Annotated in this window: 15 protein-coding genes; 8 read left to right on the forward strand and 7 right to left on the reverse strand. The window is 61.3% G+C overall.

The features are described 5' to 3' along the window. Window positions 1-161: 161 nt before the first annotated feature. From J1N02_RS16410 to J1N02_RS16435, 6 genes are all read left to right on the forward strand, one after another. A complete protein-coding gene (locus J1N02_RS16410; RefSeq protein WP_003236186.1) occupies window positions 162-1,076 on the forward strand; it encodes an ABC transporter permease subunit in 915 nt (304 codons plus the stop codon). A 2-nt stretch (window positions 1,077-1,078) separates the two neighbouring features. After that, window positions 1,079-2,356: a high-affinity branched-chain amino acid ABC transporter permease LivM gene (livM, locus tag J1N02_RS16415; RefSeq protein WP_027607702.1), complete on the forward strand. Its 1,278-nt coding sequence runs from the start codon at window positions 1,079-1,081 to the stop codon at window positions 2,354-2,356. Next, on the forward strand, window positions 2,353-3,228 hold the full coding sequence (locus tag J1N02_RS16420; RefSeq protein ID WP_053134493.1) for an ABC transporter ATP-binding protein: 876 nt from the start codon (window positions 2,353-2,355) through the stop codon (window positions 3,226-3,228). Before livM ends, J1N02_RS16420 begins: the two co-directional genes overlap by 4 nt. Further along, window positions 3,225-3,941: an ABC transporter ATP-binding protein gene (locus J1N02_RS16425; protein ID WP_027607704.1), complete on the forward strand. Its 717-nt coding sequence runs from the start codon at window positions 3,225-3,227 to the stop codon at window positions 3,939-3,941. Before J1N02_RS16420 ends, J1N02_RS16425 begins: the two co-directional genes overlap by 4 nt. A gap of 786 nt (window positions 3,942-4,727) precedes the next feature. Beyond that, window positions 4,728-5,492 (forward strand): SDR family oxidoreductase, encoded by a 765-nt coding sequence (locus J1N02_RS16430; RefSeq protein WP_027607705.1) that lies wholly within the window; start codon window positions 4,728-4,730, stop codon window positions 5,490-5,492. 150 nt (window positions 5,493-5,642) lie between these two features. Then, entirely contained in the window at window positions 5,643-6,548 is a 906-nt protein-coding gene (locus J1N02_RS16435) for a cation diffusion facilitator family transporter (protein ID WP_065940892.1), read from the forward strand. A 27-nt stretch (window positions 6,549-6,575) separates the two neighbouring features. Here the strand turns inward: J1N02_RS16435 and J1N02_RS16440 are convergent, their stop codons facing one another. The 5 genes from J1N02_RS16440 to ureE form a co-directional block, all read right to left on the reverse strand. After that, window positions 6,576-7,697: an AGE family epimerase/isomerase gene (locus J1N02_RS16440; protein ID WP_108573622.1), complete on the reverse strand. Its 1,122-nt coding sequence runs from the start codon at window positions 7,695-7,697 to the stop codon at window positions 6,576-6,578. 118 nt (window positions 7,698-7,815) lie between these two features. Further along, entirely contained in the window at window positions 7,816-8,388 is a 573-nt protein-coding gene (locus tag J1N02_RS16445) for a HupE/UreJ family protein (RefSeq protein WP_108573621.1), read from the reverse strand. 22 nt (window positions 8,389-8,410) lie between these two features. Continuing rightward, window positions 8,411-9,025, reverse strand: coding sequence for an urease accessory protein UreG (gene ureG / locus J1N02_RS16450; protein WP_012721947.1), 615 nt, complete (start codon window positions 9,023-9,025; stop codon window positions 8,411-8,413). A gap of 21 nt (window positions 9,026-9,046) precedes the next feature. Continuing rightward, complete coding sequence (locus J1N02_RS16455; RefSeq protein WP_027607709.1) at window positions 9,047-9,721, reverse strand: urease accessory protein UreF; 675 nt, start codon at window positions 9,719-9,721, stop codon at window positions 9,047-9,049. Continuing rightward, the gene (gene ureE, locus J1N02_RS16460) at window positions 9,718-10,218 is read right to left on the reverse strand and encodes an urease accessory protein UreE (protein ID WP_065947138.1); all 501 of its coding nucleotides are present in this window, start codon (window positions 10,216-10,218) and stop codon (window positions 9,718-9,720) included. The genes J1N02_RS16455 and ureE overlap by 4 nt, the downstream gene beginning before the upstream one ends. Window positions 10,219-10,557: 339 nt before the next feature. On the opposite strand from ureE, the gene J1N02_RS16465 reads away from it, so the two are divergent. Then, window positions 10,558-11,079: a C40 family peptidase gene (locus tag J1N02_RS16465; RefSeq protein WP_027607711.1), complete on the forward strand. Its 522-nt coding sequence runs from the start codon at window positions 10,558-10,560 to the stop codon at window positions 11,077-11,079. A gap of 5 nt (window positions 11,080-11,084) precedes the next feature. Here the strand turns inward: J1N02_RS16465 and J1N02_RS16470 are convergent, their stop codons facing one another. Both J1N02_RS16470 and J1N02_RS16475 read right to left on the reverse strand, forming a co-directional pair. Next, the gene (locus tag J1N02_RS16470) at window positions 11,085-11,717 is read right to left on the reverse strand and encodes a TetR family transcriptional regulator (RefSeq protein WP_027607712.1); all 633 of its coding nucleotides are present in this window, start codon (window positions 11,715-11,717) and stop codon (window positions 11,085-11,087) included. A 163-nt stretch (window positions 11,718-11,880) separates the two neighbouring features. Further along, the gene (locus J1N02_RS16475) at window positions 11,881-12,252 is read right to left on the reverse strand and encodes a hypothetical protein (protein WP_065925601.1); all 372 of its coding nucleotides are present in this window, start codon (window positions 12,250-12,252) and stop codon (window positions 11,881-11,883) included. Between the two features lie 358 nt (window positions 12,253-12,610). Here J1N02_RS16475 and J1N02_RS16480 point away from each other — a divergent pair, with 358 nt between their 5' ends. Then, window positions 12,611-14,680: an AsmA family protein gene (locus tag J1N02_RS16480; RefSeq protein ID WP_421147489.1), complete on the forward strand. Its 2,070-nt coding sequence runs from the start codon at window positions 12,611-12,613 to the stop codon at window positions 14,678-14,680. Window positions 14,681-14,776 lie beyond the last annotated feature (96 nt).

Here is a 14,776-nt window from a genome sequence, read left to right on the forward strand (position 1 = left end):
CCCGATAGCGGTGGGTCAGTCAACAGTTGTTCAGCTGACCCACCGCATCGGGGGCAAGCCCCCTCCCACATTGGGACAGCGTTGTGATTGAGATCTGTCTTTTCCTCCAGAAGCGCCGCACACCGATTGGTGTGCAGGTGCTCACCGCGTGAGATTGCGTTATGGATGGTATTTTCCTGCAGCAACTGGTCAACGGCCTGACCCTCGGGTCGGTCTATGGCCTGATCGCCATCGGCTACACAATGGTCTATGGCATCATTGGCATGATCAACTTCGCCCACGGCGAGGTTTATATGATTTCCGCTTACCTCGCGGCGATCAGTCTGGCACTGCTGGCTTACTTCGGCATCGAATCCTTCCCGCTGCTCATTCTCGGCACCCTGATCTTCACAGTGGTCGTCACCGGCGTATACGGTTGGGTCATCGAACGGGTCGCCTACAAACCGCTGCGCAACTCCACCCGCCTGGCTCCGCTGATCAGCGCCATCGGCATCTCCCTGATCCTGCAGAACTACGCGCAGATCGCCCAGGGCGCGAAACAACAAGGCATTCCAACCCTGCTGGCCGGCGCCTGGCGCGTCGACATCGGCAGCGGGTTCGTCCAACTCACGTACACCAAGGTCTTCATCCTCGTGGCGGCGTTTGCCGGCATGGCGTTGCTCACCTACATCATCAAGTACACCAAGCTCGGCCGCATGTGCCGCGCCACCCAGCAAGACCGCAAGATGGCCTCGATCCTGGGGATCAACACCGACCGCGTGATCTCCTACGTGTTTGTCATCGGTGCCGCCATGGCGGCCCTGGCCGGCGTGCTGATCACCCTCAACTACGGCACGTTCGACTTCTATGCCGGCTTCATCATCGGCATCAAGGCGTTTACCGCAGCGGTACTCGGCGGCATCGGTTCCCTGCCTGGGGCGATGCTGGGCGGGATCATCCTGGGTATTTCCGAGTCGTTGTTCTCGGGGTTGATCAACTCCGACTACAAAGACGTGTTCAGTTTCTCCCTGCTGGTGGTGATTCTGATTTTCCGTCCCCAGGGCCTGCTTGGTCGCCCACTCGTGGCTAAGGTGTAAACATGTCTGCTGCCAAACCCATCGATATCAAGAAAAGTGTGGTCGATACGGTCCTTGCCGGGCTGATTTCGTTGATCGTGTTCGGTCCGATCGTCGGCGTGGTCCTCGACGGCTACAGCTTCAACCTGGAACCGGCCCGTGTGGCTACCCTGGTTGCCATCGTGATGGCCGGGCGCTTTGCCCTCAGCCTGTTCCTGCAAACCCCCAAGGGCCTGAAGATTCTGCAGGGCTTCGAGAGCAGCGGCTCCGGCGTGCATGTACTGCCACCGGACTACAAGTCGCGGCTGCGCTGGATCATCCCGGCGCTGATCGTGATCGCCATCGTGTTCCCGATCTTCGCCAACAAGTACCTGCTGACCGTGGTGATCCTCGGGCTGATCTACGTGTTGCTGGGCCTGGGCCTGAACATCGTGGTCGGCCTGGCCGGGCTGCTCGACCTGGGTTACGTGGCGTTCTACGCCATCGGCGCCTACGGCCTGGCGCTGGGTTATCAATACCTCGGCCTGGGCTTCTGGAGCGTGTTGCCGCTGGCAGCCATCGCAGCGGCTTTAGCGGGGTGCATACTCGGCTTCCCGGTGCTGCGAATGCACGGTGACTACCTGGCCATCGTGACCCTGGGCTTCGGTGAAATCATTCGCCTGGTGCTCAACAACTGGCTGTCATTCACCGGCGGCCCCAACGGTATGCCGGTGCCTTCGCCGACCTTCCTGGGCCTGGAGTTCGGGCGCAAGGCCAAGGAGGGCGGGGTTCCGTTCCACGAGTTCTTCGGCATCGATTACAACCCCAACATCAAGTTCATGTTCATCTACATCGTGCTGTTCCTGGTGGTGCTGGCCGTGCTGTACATCAAGCACCGCCTGACCCGCATGCCGGTCGGCCGCGCCTGGGAAGCCTTGCGCGAAGATGAGATCGCCTGCCGCTCCATGGGCCTGAACCACGTGCTGGTCAAGCTCTCGGCCTTCACCATCGGCGCGTCCACTGCCGGTTTGGCCGGGGTGTTCTTCGCCAGCTACCAAGGCTTCGTCAACCCGTCGTCGTTCACCTTCTTCGAGTCGGCGCTGATCCTGGCCATCGTGGTACTGGGCGGCATGGGCTCGACGGTCGGCGTGGTGATCGCGGCGTTCGTATTGACCGTCGCGCCTGAACTGCTGCGCAGCTTCAGCGAATACCGCGTGCTGCTGTTTGGCGTGCTGATGGTGGTGATGATGATCTGGCGACCGCGCGGCCTGATCCGGATCAGCCGTACCGGTGTGACACCACGCAAGGGGGTAGCGCCATGAGCAAGGAAGTCGTCCTCTCCGTGGAACACCTGATGATGCACTTCGGTGGCATCAAGGCCCTGAGCGATGTGAGCCTCAAGGTCGAACGCAACTCGATCTTCGCCCTGATCGGCCCCAACGGTGCCGGCAAGACCACCGTGTTCAACTGCCTCACCGGCTTCTACAAAGCCAGCGGCGGCAAGATCGAACTGAACATCCGTGGCAAGCAGACCAATGTGATCCAGCTGCTCGGCGAGCGCTTCAAGGCCGTCGACTTCGTATCGCCGAAAAGCTTCTTCAGCCGGGTGTACTACAAGATGTTCGGCGGCACCCACCTGGTCAACCGCGCCGGTCTGGCCCGGACCTTCCAGAACATTCGCCTGTTCAAGGAAATGTCGGTGCTGGAAAACCTGCTGGTGGCCCAGCACATGTGGGTCAACCGCAACATGCTGGCGGGCATCCTCAACACCAAGGGCTACCGCAAGGCCGAAAGCGATGCCCTCGACCACGCGTTCTACTGGCTCGAAGTGGTGGACCTGGTGGACTGCGCCAACCGCCTGGCCGGTGAGCTTTCCTACGGCCAGCAGCGCCGCCTGGAAATCGCCCGCGCCATGTGCACCCGGCCGCAGATCATCTGCCTGGACGAGCCGGCAGCGGGCCTCAACCCCCAGGAGACCGAAGCCCTCAGCGCGATGATTCGCCTGTTGCGCGACGAACACGACCTGACGGTGGTGCTGATCGAACACGACATGGGCATGGTGATGAGTATTTCCGACCACATTGTGGTGCTGGACCACGGCAACGTGATTGCCGAAGGCGGGCCGGAAGCGATCCGCAACGACCCGAAAGTGATTGCCGCCTACCTGGGCGCCGACGAAGAGGAGCTGGTATGAGTGCACCTATCCTCGAAATGAAGGACCTGGACGTGTTCTACGGCCCGATCCAGGCCCTGAAAAAAGTTTCGCTGCACATCAACGAAGGCGAAACCGTCAGCTTGATCGGCTCCAACGGCGCGGGTAAATCCACGCTGCTGATGTCGATCTTCGGCCAGCCACGGGCCGAGTCGGGGCAGATCCTCTACAACGGCGTCGACATTACCCACAAGTCGTCCCACTACATTGCCTCCAACGGCATTGCACAGTCGCCGGAAGGGCGGCGGGTGTTCCCCGACATGACCGTCGAGGAAAACCTGCTGATGGGCACCATCCCCATTGGCGACAAGTTCGCCCAGGACGATATGCAACGCATGTTCGAGCTGTTCCCACGGCTCAAGGAACGACGTAACCAGCGCGCCATGACCATGTCCGGTGGCGAGCAGCAAATGCTCGCCATCGCCCGCGCGCTGATGAGCCGACCCAAGCTGTTGCTGCTGGACGAACCGAGCCTGGGCCTGGCGCCGATTGTGGTGAAGCAGATCTTTTCCACCCTGCGCGAGCTGGCCTCCACCGGGATGACCATCTTCCTGGTGGAGCAGAACGCCAACCATGCATTGCGTTTGTCGGACCGGGCGTATGTGATGGTCAACGGTGAGATTCGCCTTACCGGCACCGGCAAGGAGCTTTTGGTGAACGAGGAAGTGCGCAACGCTTACCTCGGTGGCCACTGATCTAAATAACGACGCAGTACCCCTGTGGGAGGGGGCTTGCCCCGATGGCGTTGTATCAGTCAGCACACCTGAAACTGACACACCGCCATCGGGGGAAAACCCCCTCCCACATTTGTTTTGTGTCGCCTGCAAGACCGATCCCAAATTGTGGAAAACAAATCTAGCCCCCCTCCAAAGCGCGACATATAGCCGCCGCAAATCCCTGTTTTGTCACACTTTTGACTTGTCCCCATCCACTGTGGAACCGGCTGTGGGTAACGTGGGAGTAGCTGGCTGAACCCCTTTAAAACCGTGGCTTTCAGCTGTGTGGTTGTTTTTTGATCAGTGGCTTTTTCGCGGCCGATCGAGGGGTTTGTCAACCTGTTTAAAGACACAGGTATATGACTGAAATATGTCCCGCCAGCCTGTGGATAAGTCTGTGACTAAACTCTGGAAACACGGCCGCAGAGGCCGGAATGACTGGCCTGGAGCCATCGCTCGATTTGTCCCGCCGCCCCTGGGCCTACATACGCCTTCGTCCAGGTCAAGCAAAAAACTTTCTAAAATCGCCTGGAAGCCTTGTACACAGCGGCCTGAAGCGTTTTGCACTTGCCCCCAGAGACTGTGGGCGCAGCTGTGGATAACCTGCGCGCATATGGCTGCAAGCCACGGTTCATAAGGCTTTGCTCTGAATGATTAAAAAATGACCAGTCGTGCATGAAGTTCTGTGCATGGCGGTTGCCGCAACCGCGGCGTAAGGGCATTCTGCTGGCTGATTTTTTTCCCGATGCCCGCAAGGAGAACACCATGTCCAACACGCTGTTTATTACTGGCGCCACCTCAGGTTTCGGCGAAGCCTGCGCCCGCCGGTTTGCCGAGGCCGGCTGGAAACTGGTGCTTACCGGTCGTCGTGCCGAGCGTTTGAATGCGCTGGTCGAGGAGCTTTCCAAGCAGACCGAAGTGCACGGCCTGGTGGTGGACGTACGGGATCGCACAGGCATGGAAGAGGCGATCGCCAACCTGCCGCCATCGTTCGCCACCCTGCGCGGGCTGATCAACAACGCCGGCCTGGCCGTGGGCACCGACCCGGCGCCCAAGTGCAACCTCGACGACTGGGAAACCATGGTCGACACCAACATCAAAGGCCTGCTGACCACCACCAGCCTGCTGCTGCCGCGCCTGATCGCCCATGGCCGTGGCGCCGGGATCATCAACCTGGGCTCCATCGCCGGCAGCTACCCGTACCCGGGCAGCCATGTGTATGGCGGTTCCAAGGCGTTCGTGAAGCAGTTCTCCCTGAACCTGCGGTGTGACCTGCAGGGCACCGGCGTGCGTGTGACCAACATCGAGCCGGGCCTGTGCGAAAGCGAGTTCTCCCTGGTGCGCTTCGGCGGTGACCAGGCGCGCTACGACGCGACCTACGCCGGTGCCGAGCCGATCCAGCCGCAGGACATTGCCGACACCATCTTCTGGGTGCTGAACACGCCGGCGCACGTCAACATCAACCGCCTGGAACTGATGCCGGTGAGCCAGACCTGGGCGGGGTTTGCGATTGAGCGGGGGGCCAAGTAAGGCTCTAGACCGCGTTGCTGCCATCGGGGGCTTGGCGAATCGTCGCACCGCCCCGATGGCGTCAAATCGGCCAAAACAGGCCATAAGGTACACTCCACCCCTGAAAACCCCACCGCACCCTGCGGTTTAAAGGTTTTGACGGGAGGAAATGTGAGTAACCGAGGTGAGCAGTCACTGCTCAAGCAATCGACGATCCTGATGTTCGCGGTAGCGATCGCCGGGATTGTCACGGGTGTGATATCTGGCGCCCAATCCATTCTGTTCGACGGCTTTTTCTCGCTGATCGCCACCGCCATCAAGGTGTTGATGCTGATCACGGCCAAGCTGATCGCCAAGAAAAGCAACGAGCGCTTCCAGTTCGGCTATTGGCACCTGGAGCCCATGGTGCTGCTGATCGAAGGCAGCTTCCTGCTGCTGATCGCCATCTATGCGTTCCTGAACGGTGTGTTCGGCATTATCAATGGCGGGCGCGAGATCGAGTTGGGCCTGGTGATCATCTACGCGGCGGTGTTTACCGTGGTCGAGTTCGCCTACTTCTTCTATGTGCGCTATCGCAACCGCAGGCTGAAATCATCGCTGATCCAGTTCGACAACATCAGTTGGCTGGTGGACGCGATGCTCTCGGTGGGCCTGCTGGTCAGCTTTCTCGCCGCGCTGTTGCTCAAGTCCCAGGGCTATGGCGAGTGGGCGGTGTATGTCGACCCATTGATCCTGATCCTGCTGGCCCTGAGCATGCTGGCACCGGCGTTCAAGATCCTGCGCCCGGCGTTGCGCGAGGTGCTGGGGATCGCGCCGGATCACCTGGATGACAAAGTGCGCGAGGTGATGGACGCGGCGCAGGCCAGGCATGGGTTCGATGACTACGTGTCCTACGTGCAAAAGCACGGTCGGGCGCGGTTTATCGAAATCCATGTGGTGCTGCCGGCGGATTACCCGGTGGATAACGTCGCGACCCTCGATGGGCTGCGTGAAGAGATATCCACAGGGCTGGGCAAACCGGATGCGGCGCGCTGGCTGACGATCAGCTTTACCGGGGATCGCAAGTGGATTGCGTGATGGGTCGTTAGACCGAGGCCCTGCAGGTCACCCGAGATGCTGGATCAGCCCCTGGTAGCAGGTTGCCAAATGATAAGGGGTGGTCGATGGCATATCCCGTCGGCTCACCGCGCCGTTGGCATCCAGGCATTCATGCCAGCCTTTCTCATGCAGGAAATGCTGTTGCAGCGCCAGCAGTTGGCGCTGCAGCACCGCCTCACTGCCAGGGCGCAAGGTCAGTGCCCGCAGGTACTCGGCTTGGGCCCAGATACGCTGGGTGCCGTCGCGTACGCTGCCGTCGAGTGCCAACATGCCGCTGACCGCTCCGGTCGCGCTGTCCACACCCTTTTGCTCTGCGTAGGCAAACGCCCGCGTCAGTGACGCATGCAGCGGCGTGCCGCGCAGCACGGGCGACGATTCGAGCAAAAAGAACCACTCGAACTGGTGCCCCGGTTCAAACCAGTTATCCACAGCGCCCAGCGGCTTTTCCATCATCACGCCGTGCCGGCGGTCGATGAAACGCTGCTGCATGGCCGTCGCCAAGGCCAGCAGGGCCGCTTGCACAGGGGCATCCTCGCGCACCGCGAGGGTGGCGAGGAAACCTTCGGCCAGGTGCATCAACGGGTTTTGCAGCGGGCCGGACTGGAGGGACGACCAGTTGCGTTCCAGCACCGCCTCGTACAGGCCGTCCTCGGTGGCGAAGCGCTGGGCGACGACTTCGAGGGCGGCGTTCAGCACCGATTCCACCAGCGGTTCACGCACCTTGGCCCAGTAATGGGCGCAGGCAAAGATGATGAAGGCGTGGGTGTAGAGGTCTTTGCGCTTGTCCAGCGGCTGGCCGGCGGGGTCGACGCTGTAGAACCAGCCGCCGTGTTCGGCATCGTGGAAATGCCGTTGCAGGGAGCGGAACAGCACCGCCGCGCGCTCTTCAGCGAAAGCCGCCCCTGGCGCGCCGATCAGGCTGGCGAACAGGTACAACTGCCGCGCGCAGGCCATGGCGCGGTAGCGTTGCGGCGGCAGTGGGCGGTGATCGGCGTCCAGCGCCTCATAGGGCAGCGCCAATTCGGCATTCCAGCCCGGGCCCTGCCAGAGCGGCACGATCAGGGTGTGGAAGTGCGTGAGCACGGCATTCAACGAAGGCTGGGGGGCGGAGCTTGGAGCGATGGGCATCGGCTGGCGTCGTCACGGCAGGGGTGTAGGCGCGCATGGTAGCAGAGGGGCAGCTTTAAGTTGTGAGCTGCAAGCTGCAAGTAAGAGCGGTTTGGCTTTTACTTGCAGCTTGCGACGTTTAGCTGGCGAGCAGCCACGCCCCAGTCGCCGCGGAAGCCGCTCCGGCAATCCGTACCAACGGTGCGGCTGCGGCCGGCAGCCAGCGCACCAGCGCATACCCGGCCGCGTGCAGTGCAGCGGTCGCGCCGACAAAACCGGCGGCATACGCCCAAGGGCTCGACATGTCCGGCAGCTCCAAGCCATGGGCCACACCATGGAACAGCGCAAACAACGCCGTCGCACCCATGGCCATGAACAACGGCGGACGCACCGCCAGTGCCACCGCCAGGCCCAGGGCCAGCACCGAGGCTGCGATCCCGCTTTCCAGCGCGGGCAATTGCAGCCCTTCAAAACCCAGCACGCCGCCCATCAGCATGGTGCCGACAAAGGTGCACGGCAGGGCCCAGCGCGCGGCACCCTTTTGTTGCGCGGCCCATAGGCCGACCGCAAGCATGGCCAGCAGGTGGTCGAGGCCGCCCAGCGGGTGGCTGATACCGGCCACCAGGCCGTTGTCGCCGTGGCCAGGGTGAGCGAAGGCCAGGGCGGGCGCGAGCAGCAGGGTGGCGGCTGCGAGGAGTTTATTGAGGTTCATAAACAGGTTCCTTATGGGTTGATCAGGCGGCGGTCAGCAGGCCTTGGCGTTCGATAAAGGCGACGATTTCTTCCAGGCCTACCCCGGTTTTCTGGTTGCTGAACACAAAGGGTTTGCCGTTGCGCATGCGCTGGGTGTCGCTGTTCATCAGCTCCAGCGACGCGCCCACCAGCGGCGCCAGGTCGATCTTGTTGATCACCAGCAGGTCGGATTTGCAAATACCAGGCCCGCCTTTGCGCGGCAGCTTGTCGCCGGCGGACACATCGATCACATAGATGGTCAGGTCCGACAGCTCCGGGCTGAAGGTGGCCGACAGGTTATCGCCGCCGGACTCCACCAGGATCAGGTCCAGGCCGGGAAAGCGGCGATTGAGTTGGTCCACCGCTTCCAGATTGATCGAGGCGTCCTCGCGAATCGCCGTGTGCGGGCAGCCGCCGGTTTCCACGCCGATGATGCGCTCCGGCGCCAGGGCCTGGTTGCGCACCAGGAAGTCGGCGTCTTCGCGGGTGTAGATGTCGTTGGTGACCACCGCCAGGTTGTAGCGATCGCGCAGCGCGAGGCACAGGGCCAGGGTCAGGGCGGTCTTGCCGGAGCCGACCGGGCCACCGATACCGACACGCAGGGGTTGTGTGTTCATGTCTGATTCTCCAAAAAAACCTTAGGAACGGAACAGGCGGCTGTACTGGCGCTCGTGGGCCATGCTCGCCAAGGACAGGCCGAAGGCGGCGCTGCCGAAATGCTGGGGGTCGATGCGGGCGGCGTCCTGCCGGGCCTGTTGCAGCTGGGGCAGCAGTTCGCTGGTCAGGCGTTGCGCGGCTTGCTGGCCCAGGGGCAGGGTTTTCATCAGCACGGCCAATTGGTTTTCCAGCCAGCTCCAGAGCCAGGCGGCGAGGGCGTCGTCGGCGCTGATCGCCCAGGCGCGCGCGGCCAGTGCCCAGCCGAGGGCCAAGTGCGGTTCGCGGCGTTGCTCCAGGAAGCGGCGGGCGTCGCTGTCCAGTTCCGGCAGGCCATTGAGCAACTGCTGCAGGGAATAACCCATCTGCCGACTTTCCTGATACAGCTCCCGGGTTTCGCGGCTGGCTTGATGCGCTTCGCACAGCTGCGCCAACGCTGGCCAGTCCTGCTCTGCGGCGGCGCGGCAATGGGCGAGCAACAGCGGAGCTTCGAAGCGCGCGAGGTTGAGCAGCAATTGGTCGCTGATCCAGCGCCGAGCGCTGGCGGCATCGTTGACGCGGCCGTTCTCCACGGCCATTTCCAGGCCCTGGGAATAGCTGTAGCCGCCAATCGGCAATTGCGGACTGGCCAGACGCAACAGCGCCCAGGCTGGGTTCATAGACGTACGCCGAACTGATGCAGCTTGGGCGGGTAGTTGAAATCTTCATCGCCATGCCGGGAGTGGTGGTGACCGCCGCCATAGGCGCCGTGTTCCGGTTGGAACGGCGCCTCGATGGTTTCGGTGTGGGCGCCCAGTTGCTCAAGCATGGCCTTGAGCACGTAGTCATCGAGCAGGCGCAACCAGCCGTCTCCCACTTGCAAGGCCACATGGCGGTTGCCGAGGTGGTAGGCGGCGCGGGTCAGTTCAAACGCGTTGCTGCAGGTGACGTGTAGCAGGTGTTCAGGGCGGGCGCACACGCGTACGACACGTCCGTCTTCGGCTTGCAGGAATTCGCCATCGTGCAGCGGCGGCTGGCCGCGCTCCAGAAACAGGCCGACGTCTTCACCGTCGGCACTGAAACAGCGCAGGCGGCTCTTGCTGCGTGCTTCGAAATTCAGCAGCAGCTCAGCGGCCCAGAGGGCTTGGGGGGCGATTCGGCGGTGGATCACCAGCATCAGGAAGCTTCCAGCTATGAGCGATGGAAGTGCTAGAGCAAGGGCCTTGCCAATCAGGTATTGATGTAGGAATTCTCTGTCGGTGCGCGAGGAGATGCCACTGAATAGGGCGGGGTTGAGTGCTGCGAGTGCTTGCTGTTGGTGCGCTGCCGGCTATTCAGCACTTAAATGGTGCTCTTTTTGTTGGCGGGTGGTGTTTATCACATCAAGTTCCTTCCGTTTTTTCGTATATGGGATTTTCGGATTTGTCCTACTGGATGTAAGGATTCGGCGTTCATCTGCTTACGCGCCAGACCGTTAGGATTTGCGCCGTGCTAAACATCCACGGCGAGTTCCAGTATGTTCAAATCAATTGTGTGTTTATTCATTTTCAGTCTTTACCTGGTCACTCCCTCGTCCTCGGCCAATATCCAGCCGCGCGGGGCAGCCCCTCTCGAGATCGCGACGCCCCTGCAGTCGCTGCAAAAGCGCCCAGCCATCGACAATGTGATCGACCGCGCCCATCAATTGCTGGGCACCTCGTATAAATGGGGCGGGAACACCGTGGAGCAGGGCTTCGACTGCAGCAGCTTGCTGGTCTACCTGTTCAGGACCGAAGCCAATATCCGTATACCCCGCACCACGGCGGCGATGCACCGTTCCAACGCCATGACGATCAAGCGTAACGCGCTCAAACCTGGGGATGCGGTGTTCTTCAAAGGTAACGGGCGCAGTCAGGTCAGCCATGTCGGCCTTTATATAGGCGAGGGCAAATTCATTCATTCGCCGCGCGCCGGCAAGACGGTGCGAATCGACTCACTGAGCAATCGCTACTGGAACAAGAACTACAGTACCGCCAAGCGCTTTCACTCGGCGGGATAGCCGGCTTACTCCGTACTGCCCAGGCCTTGCCAATGCTTGAGGCCGATAAAGATAAAGCGCAGTTGCTGGGTGATTTTCGCCTGGGGCGTGAGGTGGGCAGGCAAGGCCTGGGCCGGTGGATCAATGATGTCGGGAAGGGTGGCGAACACGCTCTTGACGATCAGGTCGGCCATTACATGCAGGCCATCGGCGTCCAGGTGCTGCAACTTGGGCATCAGGGTCAGGTCGGCCGCCAGGTCGCGGGTGATGTCTTCACGCAGGGCACCGATGGCTTGGCGCACCGCCAGGCAACCGCCGTATTGCTCGCGGGCCAGGAACAGGAATTGCGAGCGGTTGGCCGAGACCACATCGAGAAAAATCCGCACTGAGGCATCGATAATGCCGCCCATCACGAATTCGTTGTGGCGCACCAGGCGAATGGTGGCGCGAAAGGTCTGGCCCACCTCACTCACCAATACAAGTCCAAGCTGGTCCATATCGGCAAAGTGGCGATAGAAGCCGGTGGGGACAATGCCTGCGGCCTTGGCCACTTCACGCAGGCTCAGGCTGCCAAACCCACGGCCACACTCCATCAGATGGCGGGCAGCGTCCATCAGGGCGAGGCGGGTCTGTTGCTTCTGTTCGGCACGGGGCAGCATGGGCGGGCGGGCTTTGTCGGCAAGTACAGCGACGCACTCTAGCAAAACAGCTTCATTGACGTCGAACTTGGCGGGGAATAGGTGGGGAGTGTTGCGTGACAGGCGCTACAAAAAGTCAAAAGCCCGGTCGGCAGATCGGGCTTTTTTCTGGGCCACCACAGGGTCAGCTCTGAGCTTGATGCAGTTCTTGCAGGCGATCAGCACCACCTTCGGCAACACCTTCGGTGTAGGCACGTTCGTTGGCTTGTTCCGCACCACCTTCAACTAGGCCTTTCTGTTCCAGGCGATCACGGCCACCTTCGGCAACACCTTCAGTGTAGGCACGCTTGTTGGCGTGTTCCGAACCGTTTTCAGCGACAGCACCTTTGGCGTAGTCACGGTTCTCGTCTTCTTGCGAACCGCTGCGGGCCAGGGTCTGGTTGAAGTGAACGGCGTCGGCCTTGGCTTGTGGGGTAACCTGTTCGGCGGCTGGCAGGGCAAAGGCGCTGGAAGCCAGGATGGATAACAGGACGGTAGCGAGTACTTGGCGTTTCATGATGGGTTGCTCCTTGGGAGGGCGATAAAGTGGGTACGGGGCTAATGCTACTCTCGATAAGTCGATATAAAAGTTCATAAACACAATGGTAATAATCAACAGAATTGATTGTTCGTCAGGGAGGCTCTAGATCGGGCCTCTCAAGCACGCGGTTTTGCACCGAGGTGGGTATTTTCGACACGAACCCGGGTAACAATGGTGCGCCGTGGAGGATCGAATCTGTCGAAACGGTCAGGAAAGCAGGTTTTCAAGGGTAAATCGGAGATTGGGTTAAACCCACGAGCGGTTTGCCAGTCGTAGTTTTATAAGCTGTCCTACAGGTGTTGGTTCAGCCGGTCGTATTCAGGAGTCCTGTGCAATGACGCGCACTCGTAAAATCGTCATGTGGAGCTGCGCCAGCTTCGTTGTGTTAATCGCTGTGGTGGTACTGGTCCTGGTGTTCTTTGACTGGAACCGCATCAAACCGCCCCTCAATGCCAAAGTCTCCGAAGAACTGCATCGCCCGTTTGCCATCAACGGTGACCTGGCGGTGGTGTGGGCACGTGAGCCCGATGAAGGCGGCTGGCGCGCCTGGGTGCCGTGGCCCCATGTGATTGCCGAGGACCTGACCCTGGGCAACCCCGACTGGTCGAAAAAACCGCAGATGGTCACGCTGAAAAAGGTCGAGCTGCGTATTTCGCCGCTGGCGTTGCTGGTGCAGCGCGTGGTGATCCCGCGTATCGACCTCACCGAACCGAGTGCCGAGTTGCAGCGCCTGGCCGATGGCCGCGCCAACTGGACGTTCACGTTCGACCCCAAGGACCCCGACGCCGAACCTTCCAACTGGGTGGTGGACATCGGCGCCATTGGCTTCGACAAGGGCCACGTGACCCTCGACGACCAGACCCTCAAGACTCAGTTGGACGTGATCATCGACCCCCTGGGCAAGCCGATTCCGTTCGGCGAAATCGTCGGCGACGCCGATGCCAGGAAGGCCCTGGAAAAAGGCTCCGCGCCCCAGGACTATGCGTTCGCCCTCAAGGTCAGGGGCCAGTACCAAGGCCAGAAGCTCGACGGCAGCGGCAAGATCGGCGGCCTGCTGGCCCTGCAGGACGCGGCCAGGCCGTTTCCGCTGCAAGCCCAGGTCAGGATTGCCGATACCAGCATCGCATTGGCAGGCACCTTGACCGACCCGTTGAACCTCGGCGCCCTGGACCTGCGCCTGAAACTGTCCGGCAGCAGCCTGGGTAACCTCTACCCGCTGACCGGCGTCACCTTGCCGGATTCGCCGGCCTACTCGACTGACGGCCACTTGATCGCCAAGTTGCACGAGGCCAGCGGCGCGTCATTCAGCTACGAAAACTTCAACGGCAAGATCGGCAACAGCGATATTCACGGCAACCTCGCCTATGTCGCCAGCCAGCCACGTCCCAAGCTCAGCGGTGCGTTGGTGTCCAACCAATTGCTGATGAGCGACCTCGCCCCCCTGATCGGTGCCGACTCCAACGCCAAGCAAAAAGCGCGTGGCGGTGAGAGCAAACAGCCGGCGACCAAAGTGCTGCCGGTGGAAGAGTTCCGCACCGAGCGCTGGCGCGACATGGATGCCGATGTGGAATTCACCGGCAAACGCATCGTGCACAGTGCCGAGTTGCCCTTCACCGACCTCTATACCCACCTGGTGCTCAACGACGGCGAACTGAGCCTGGAACCGCTGCGATTCGGCGTCGCCGGTGGCAAGCTGGATGCGCAGATCCGCTTGAACGGCCGCACCACGCCGATGGAAGGCCGCGCCAAACTGACTGCGCGCAACTTCAAGCTCAAGCAGTTGTTCCCGACCTTCGAACCGATGAAAACCAGCTTTGGTGAACTCAACGGCGATGCCGATATTTCCGGGCGTGGCAACTCCGTCGCGGCGCTGCTGGGCACCTCCAACGGTGACCTGAAGATGCTGATCAACGACGGCGCCATCAGCCGTGGCCTGATGGAAATTGCCGGGCTCAACGTGGGCAACTACGTGGTGGGTCGCCTGTTCGGCGACAAGGAAGTGAAGATCAACTGCGCGGCGGCGGACTTCGGGATCAAGACCGGCCTGGCAACCACGCGCTTGTTTGTGTTCGATACCGAGAACGCGATCATCTATATCGATGGCACCGCCAACATGGCCACCGAACAGCTCGACCTGACCATCACCCCCGAGTCCAAGGGCTTCCGCCTGTTTTCCCTGCGTTCGCCGTTGTACGTCAATGGCCCGTTCATCAAGCCCAATGCGGGTGTAAAAGCCATCCCCCTGGCCCTGCGGGGCGCGGGCATGGTGGCACTGGGCGTGATCGCCGGCCCGGCAGCGGGTCTGTTGGCGCTGGTGGCACCGAGCGCCGATGCGCCGAACCAGTGTGCACCGTTGTTGCAGCAGATGAAGGAAGGCAAGGCGCCGAAGACGGTGAAAGGCTGACGGACAGAACGCAACTCAAAAATGTGGGAGGGGGCTTGCTCCCGATAGCGGAGTGTCAGTCAGTACCGCTGAAACTGACACTCCGCTATCGGGAGC

The organism is Pseudomonas sp. NFX5 (assembly GCF_049132125.1).
Classification (GTDB): domain Bacteria; phylum Pseudomonadota; class Gammaproteobacteria; order Pseudomonadales; family Pseudomonadaceae; genus Aquipseudomonas; species Aquipseudomonas marginalis.

Excerpts from the sequence above, each read along its gene's own strand:
- J1N02_RS16410 (WP_003236186.1), top strand. The coding sequence starts at position 162 with ATGGATGGTATTTTCCTGCAGCAACTGGTCAACGGCCTGACCCTCGGG.
- livM (WP_027607702.1), top strand. The coding sequence starts at position 1,079 with ATGTCTGCTGCCAAACCCATCGATATCAAGAAAAGTGTGGTCGATACG.
- J1N02_RS16420 (WP_053134493.1), top strand. The coding sequence starts at position 2,353 with ATGAGCAAGGAAGTCGTCCTCTCCGTGGAACACCTGATGATGCACTTC.
- J1N02_RS16425 (WP_027607704.1), top strand. The coding sequence starts at position 3,225 with ATGAGTGCACCTATCCTCGAAATGAAGGACCTGGACGTGTTCTACGGC.
- J1N02_RS16430 (WP_027607705.1), top strand. The coding sequence starts at position 4,728 with ATGTCCAACACGCTGTTTATTACTGGCGCCACCTCAGGTTTCGGCGAA.
- J1N02_RS16440 (WP_108573622.1), bottom strand. The coding sequence starts at position 7,697 with ATGCCCATCGCTCCAAGCTCCGCCCCCCAGCCTTCGTTGAATGCCGTG.
- J1N02_RS16445 (WP_108573621.1), bottom strand. The coding sequence starts at position 8,388 with ATGAACCTCAATAAACTCCTCGCAGCCGCCACCCTGCTGCTCGCGCCC.
- ureG (WP_012721947.1), bottom strand. The coding sequence starts at position 9,025 with ATGAACACACAACCCCTGCGTGTCGGTATCGGTGGCCCGGTCGGCTCC.
- J1N02_RS16455 (WP_027607709.1), bottom strand. The coding sequence starts at position 9,721 with ATGAACCCAGCCTGGGCGCTGTTGCGTCTGGCCAGTCCGCAATTGCCG.
- ureE (WP_065947138.1), bottom strand. The coding sequence starts at position 10,218 with ATGCTGGTGATCCACCGCCGAATCGCCCCCCAAGCCCTCTGGGCCGCT.
- J1N02_RS16465 (WP_027607711.1), top strand. The coding sequence starts at position 10,558 with ATGTTCAAATCAATTGTGTGTTTATTCATTTTCAGTCTTTACCTGGTC.
- J1N02_RS16470 (WP_027607712.1), bottom strand. The coding sequence starts at position 11,717 with ATGCTGCCCCGTGCCGAACAGAAGCAACAGACCCGCCTCGCCCTGATG.
- J1N02_RS16475 (WP_065925601.1), bottom strand. The coding sequence starts at position 12,252 with ATGAAACGCCAAGTACTCGCTACCGTCCTGTTATCCATCCTGGCTTCC.
- J1N02_RS16480 (WP_421147489.1), top strand. The coding sequence starts at position 12,611 with ATGACGCGCACTCGTAAAATCGTCATGTGGAGCTGCGCCAGCTTCGTT.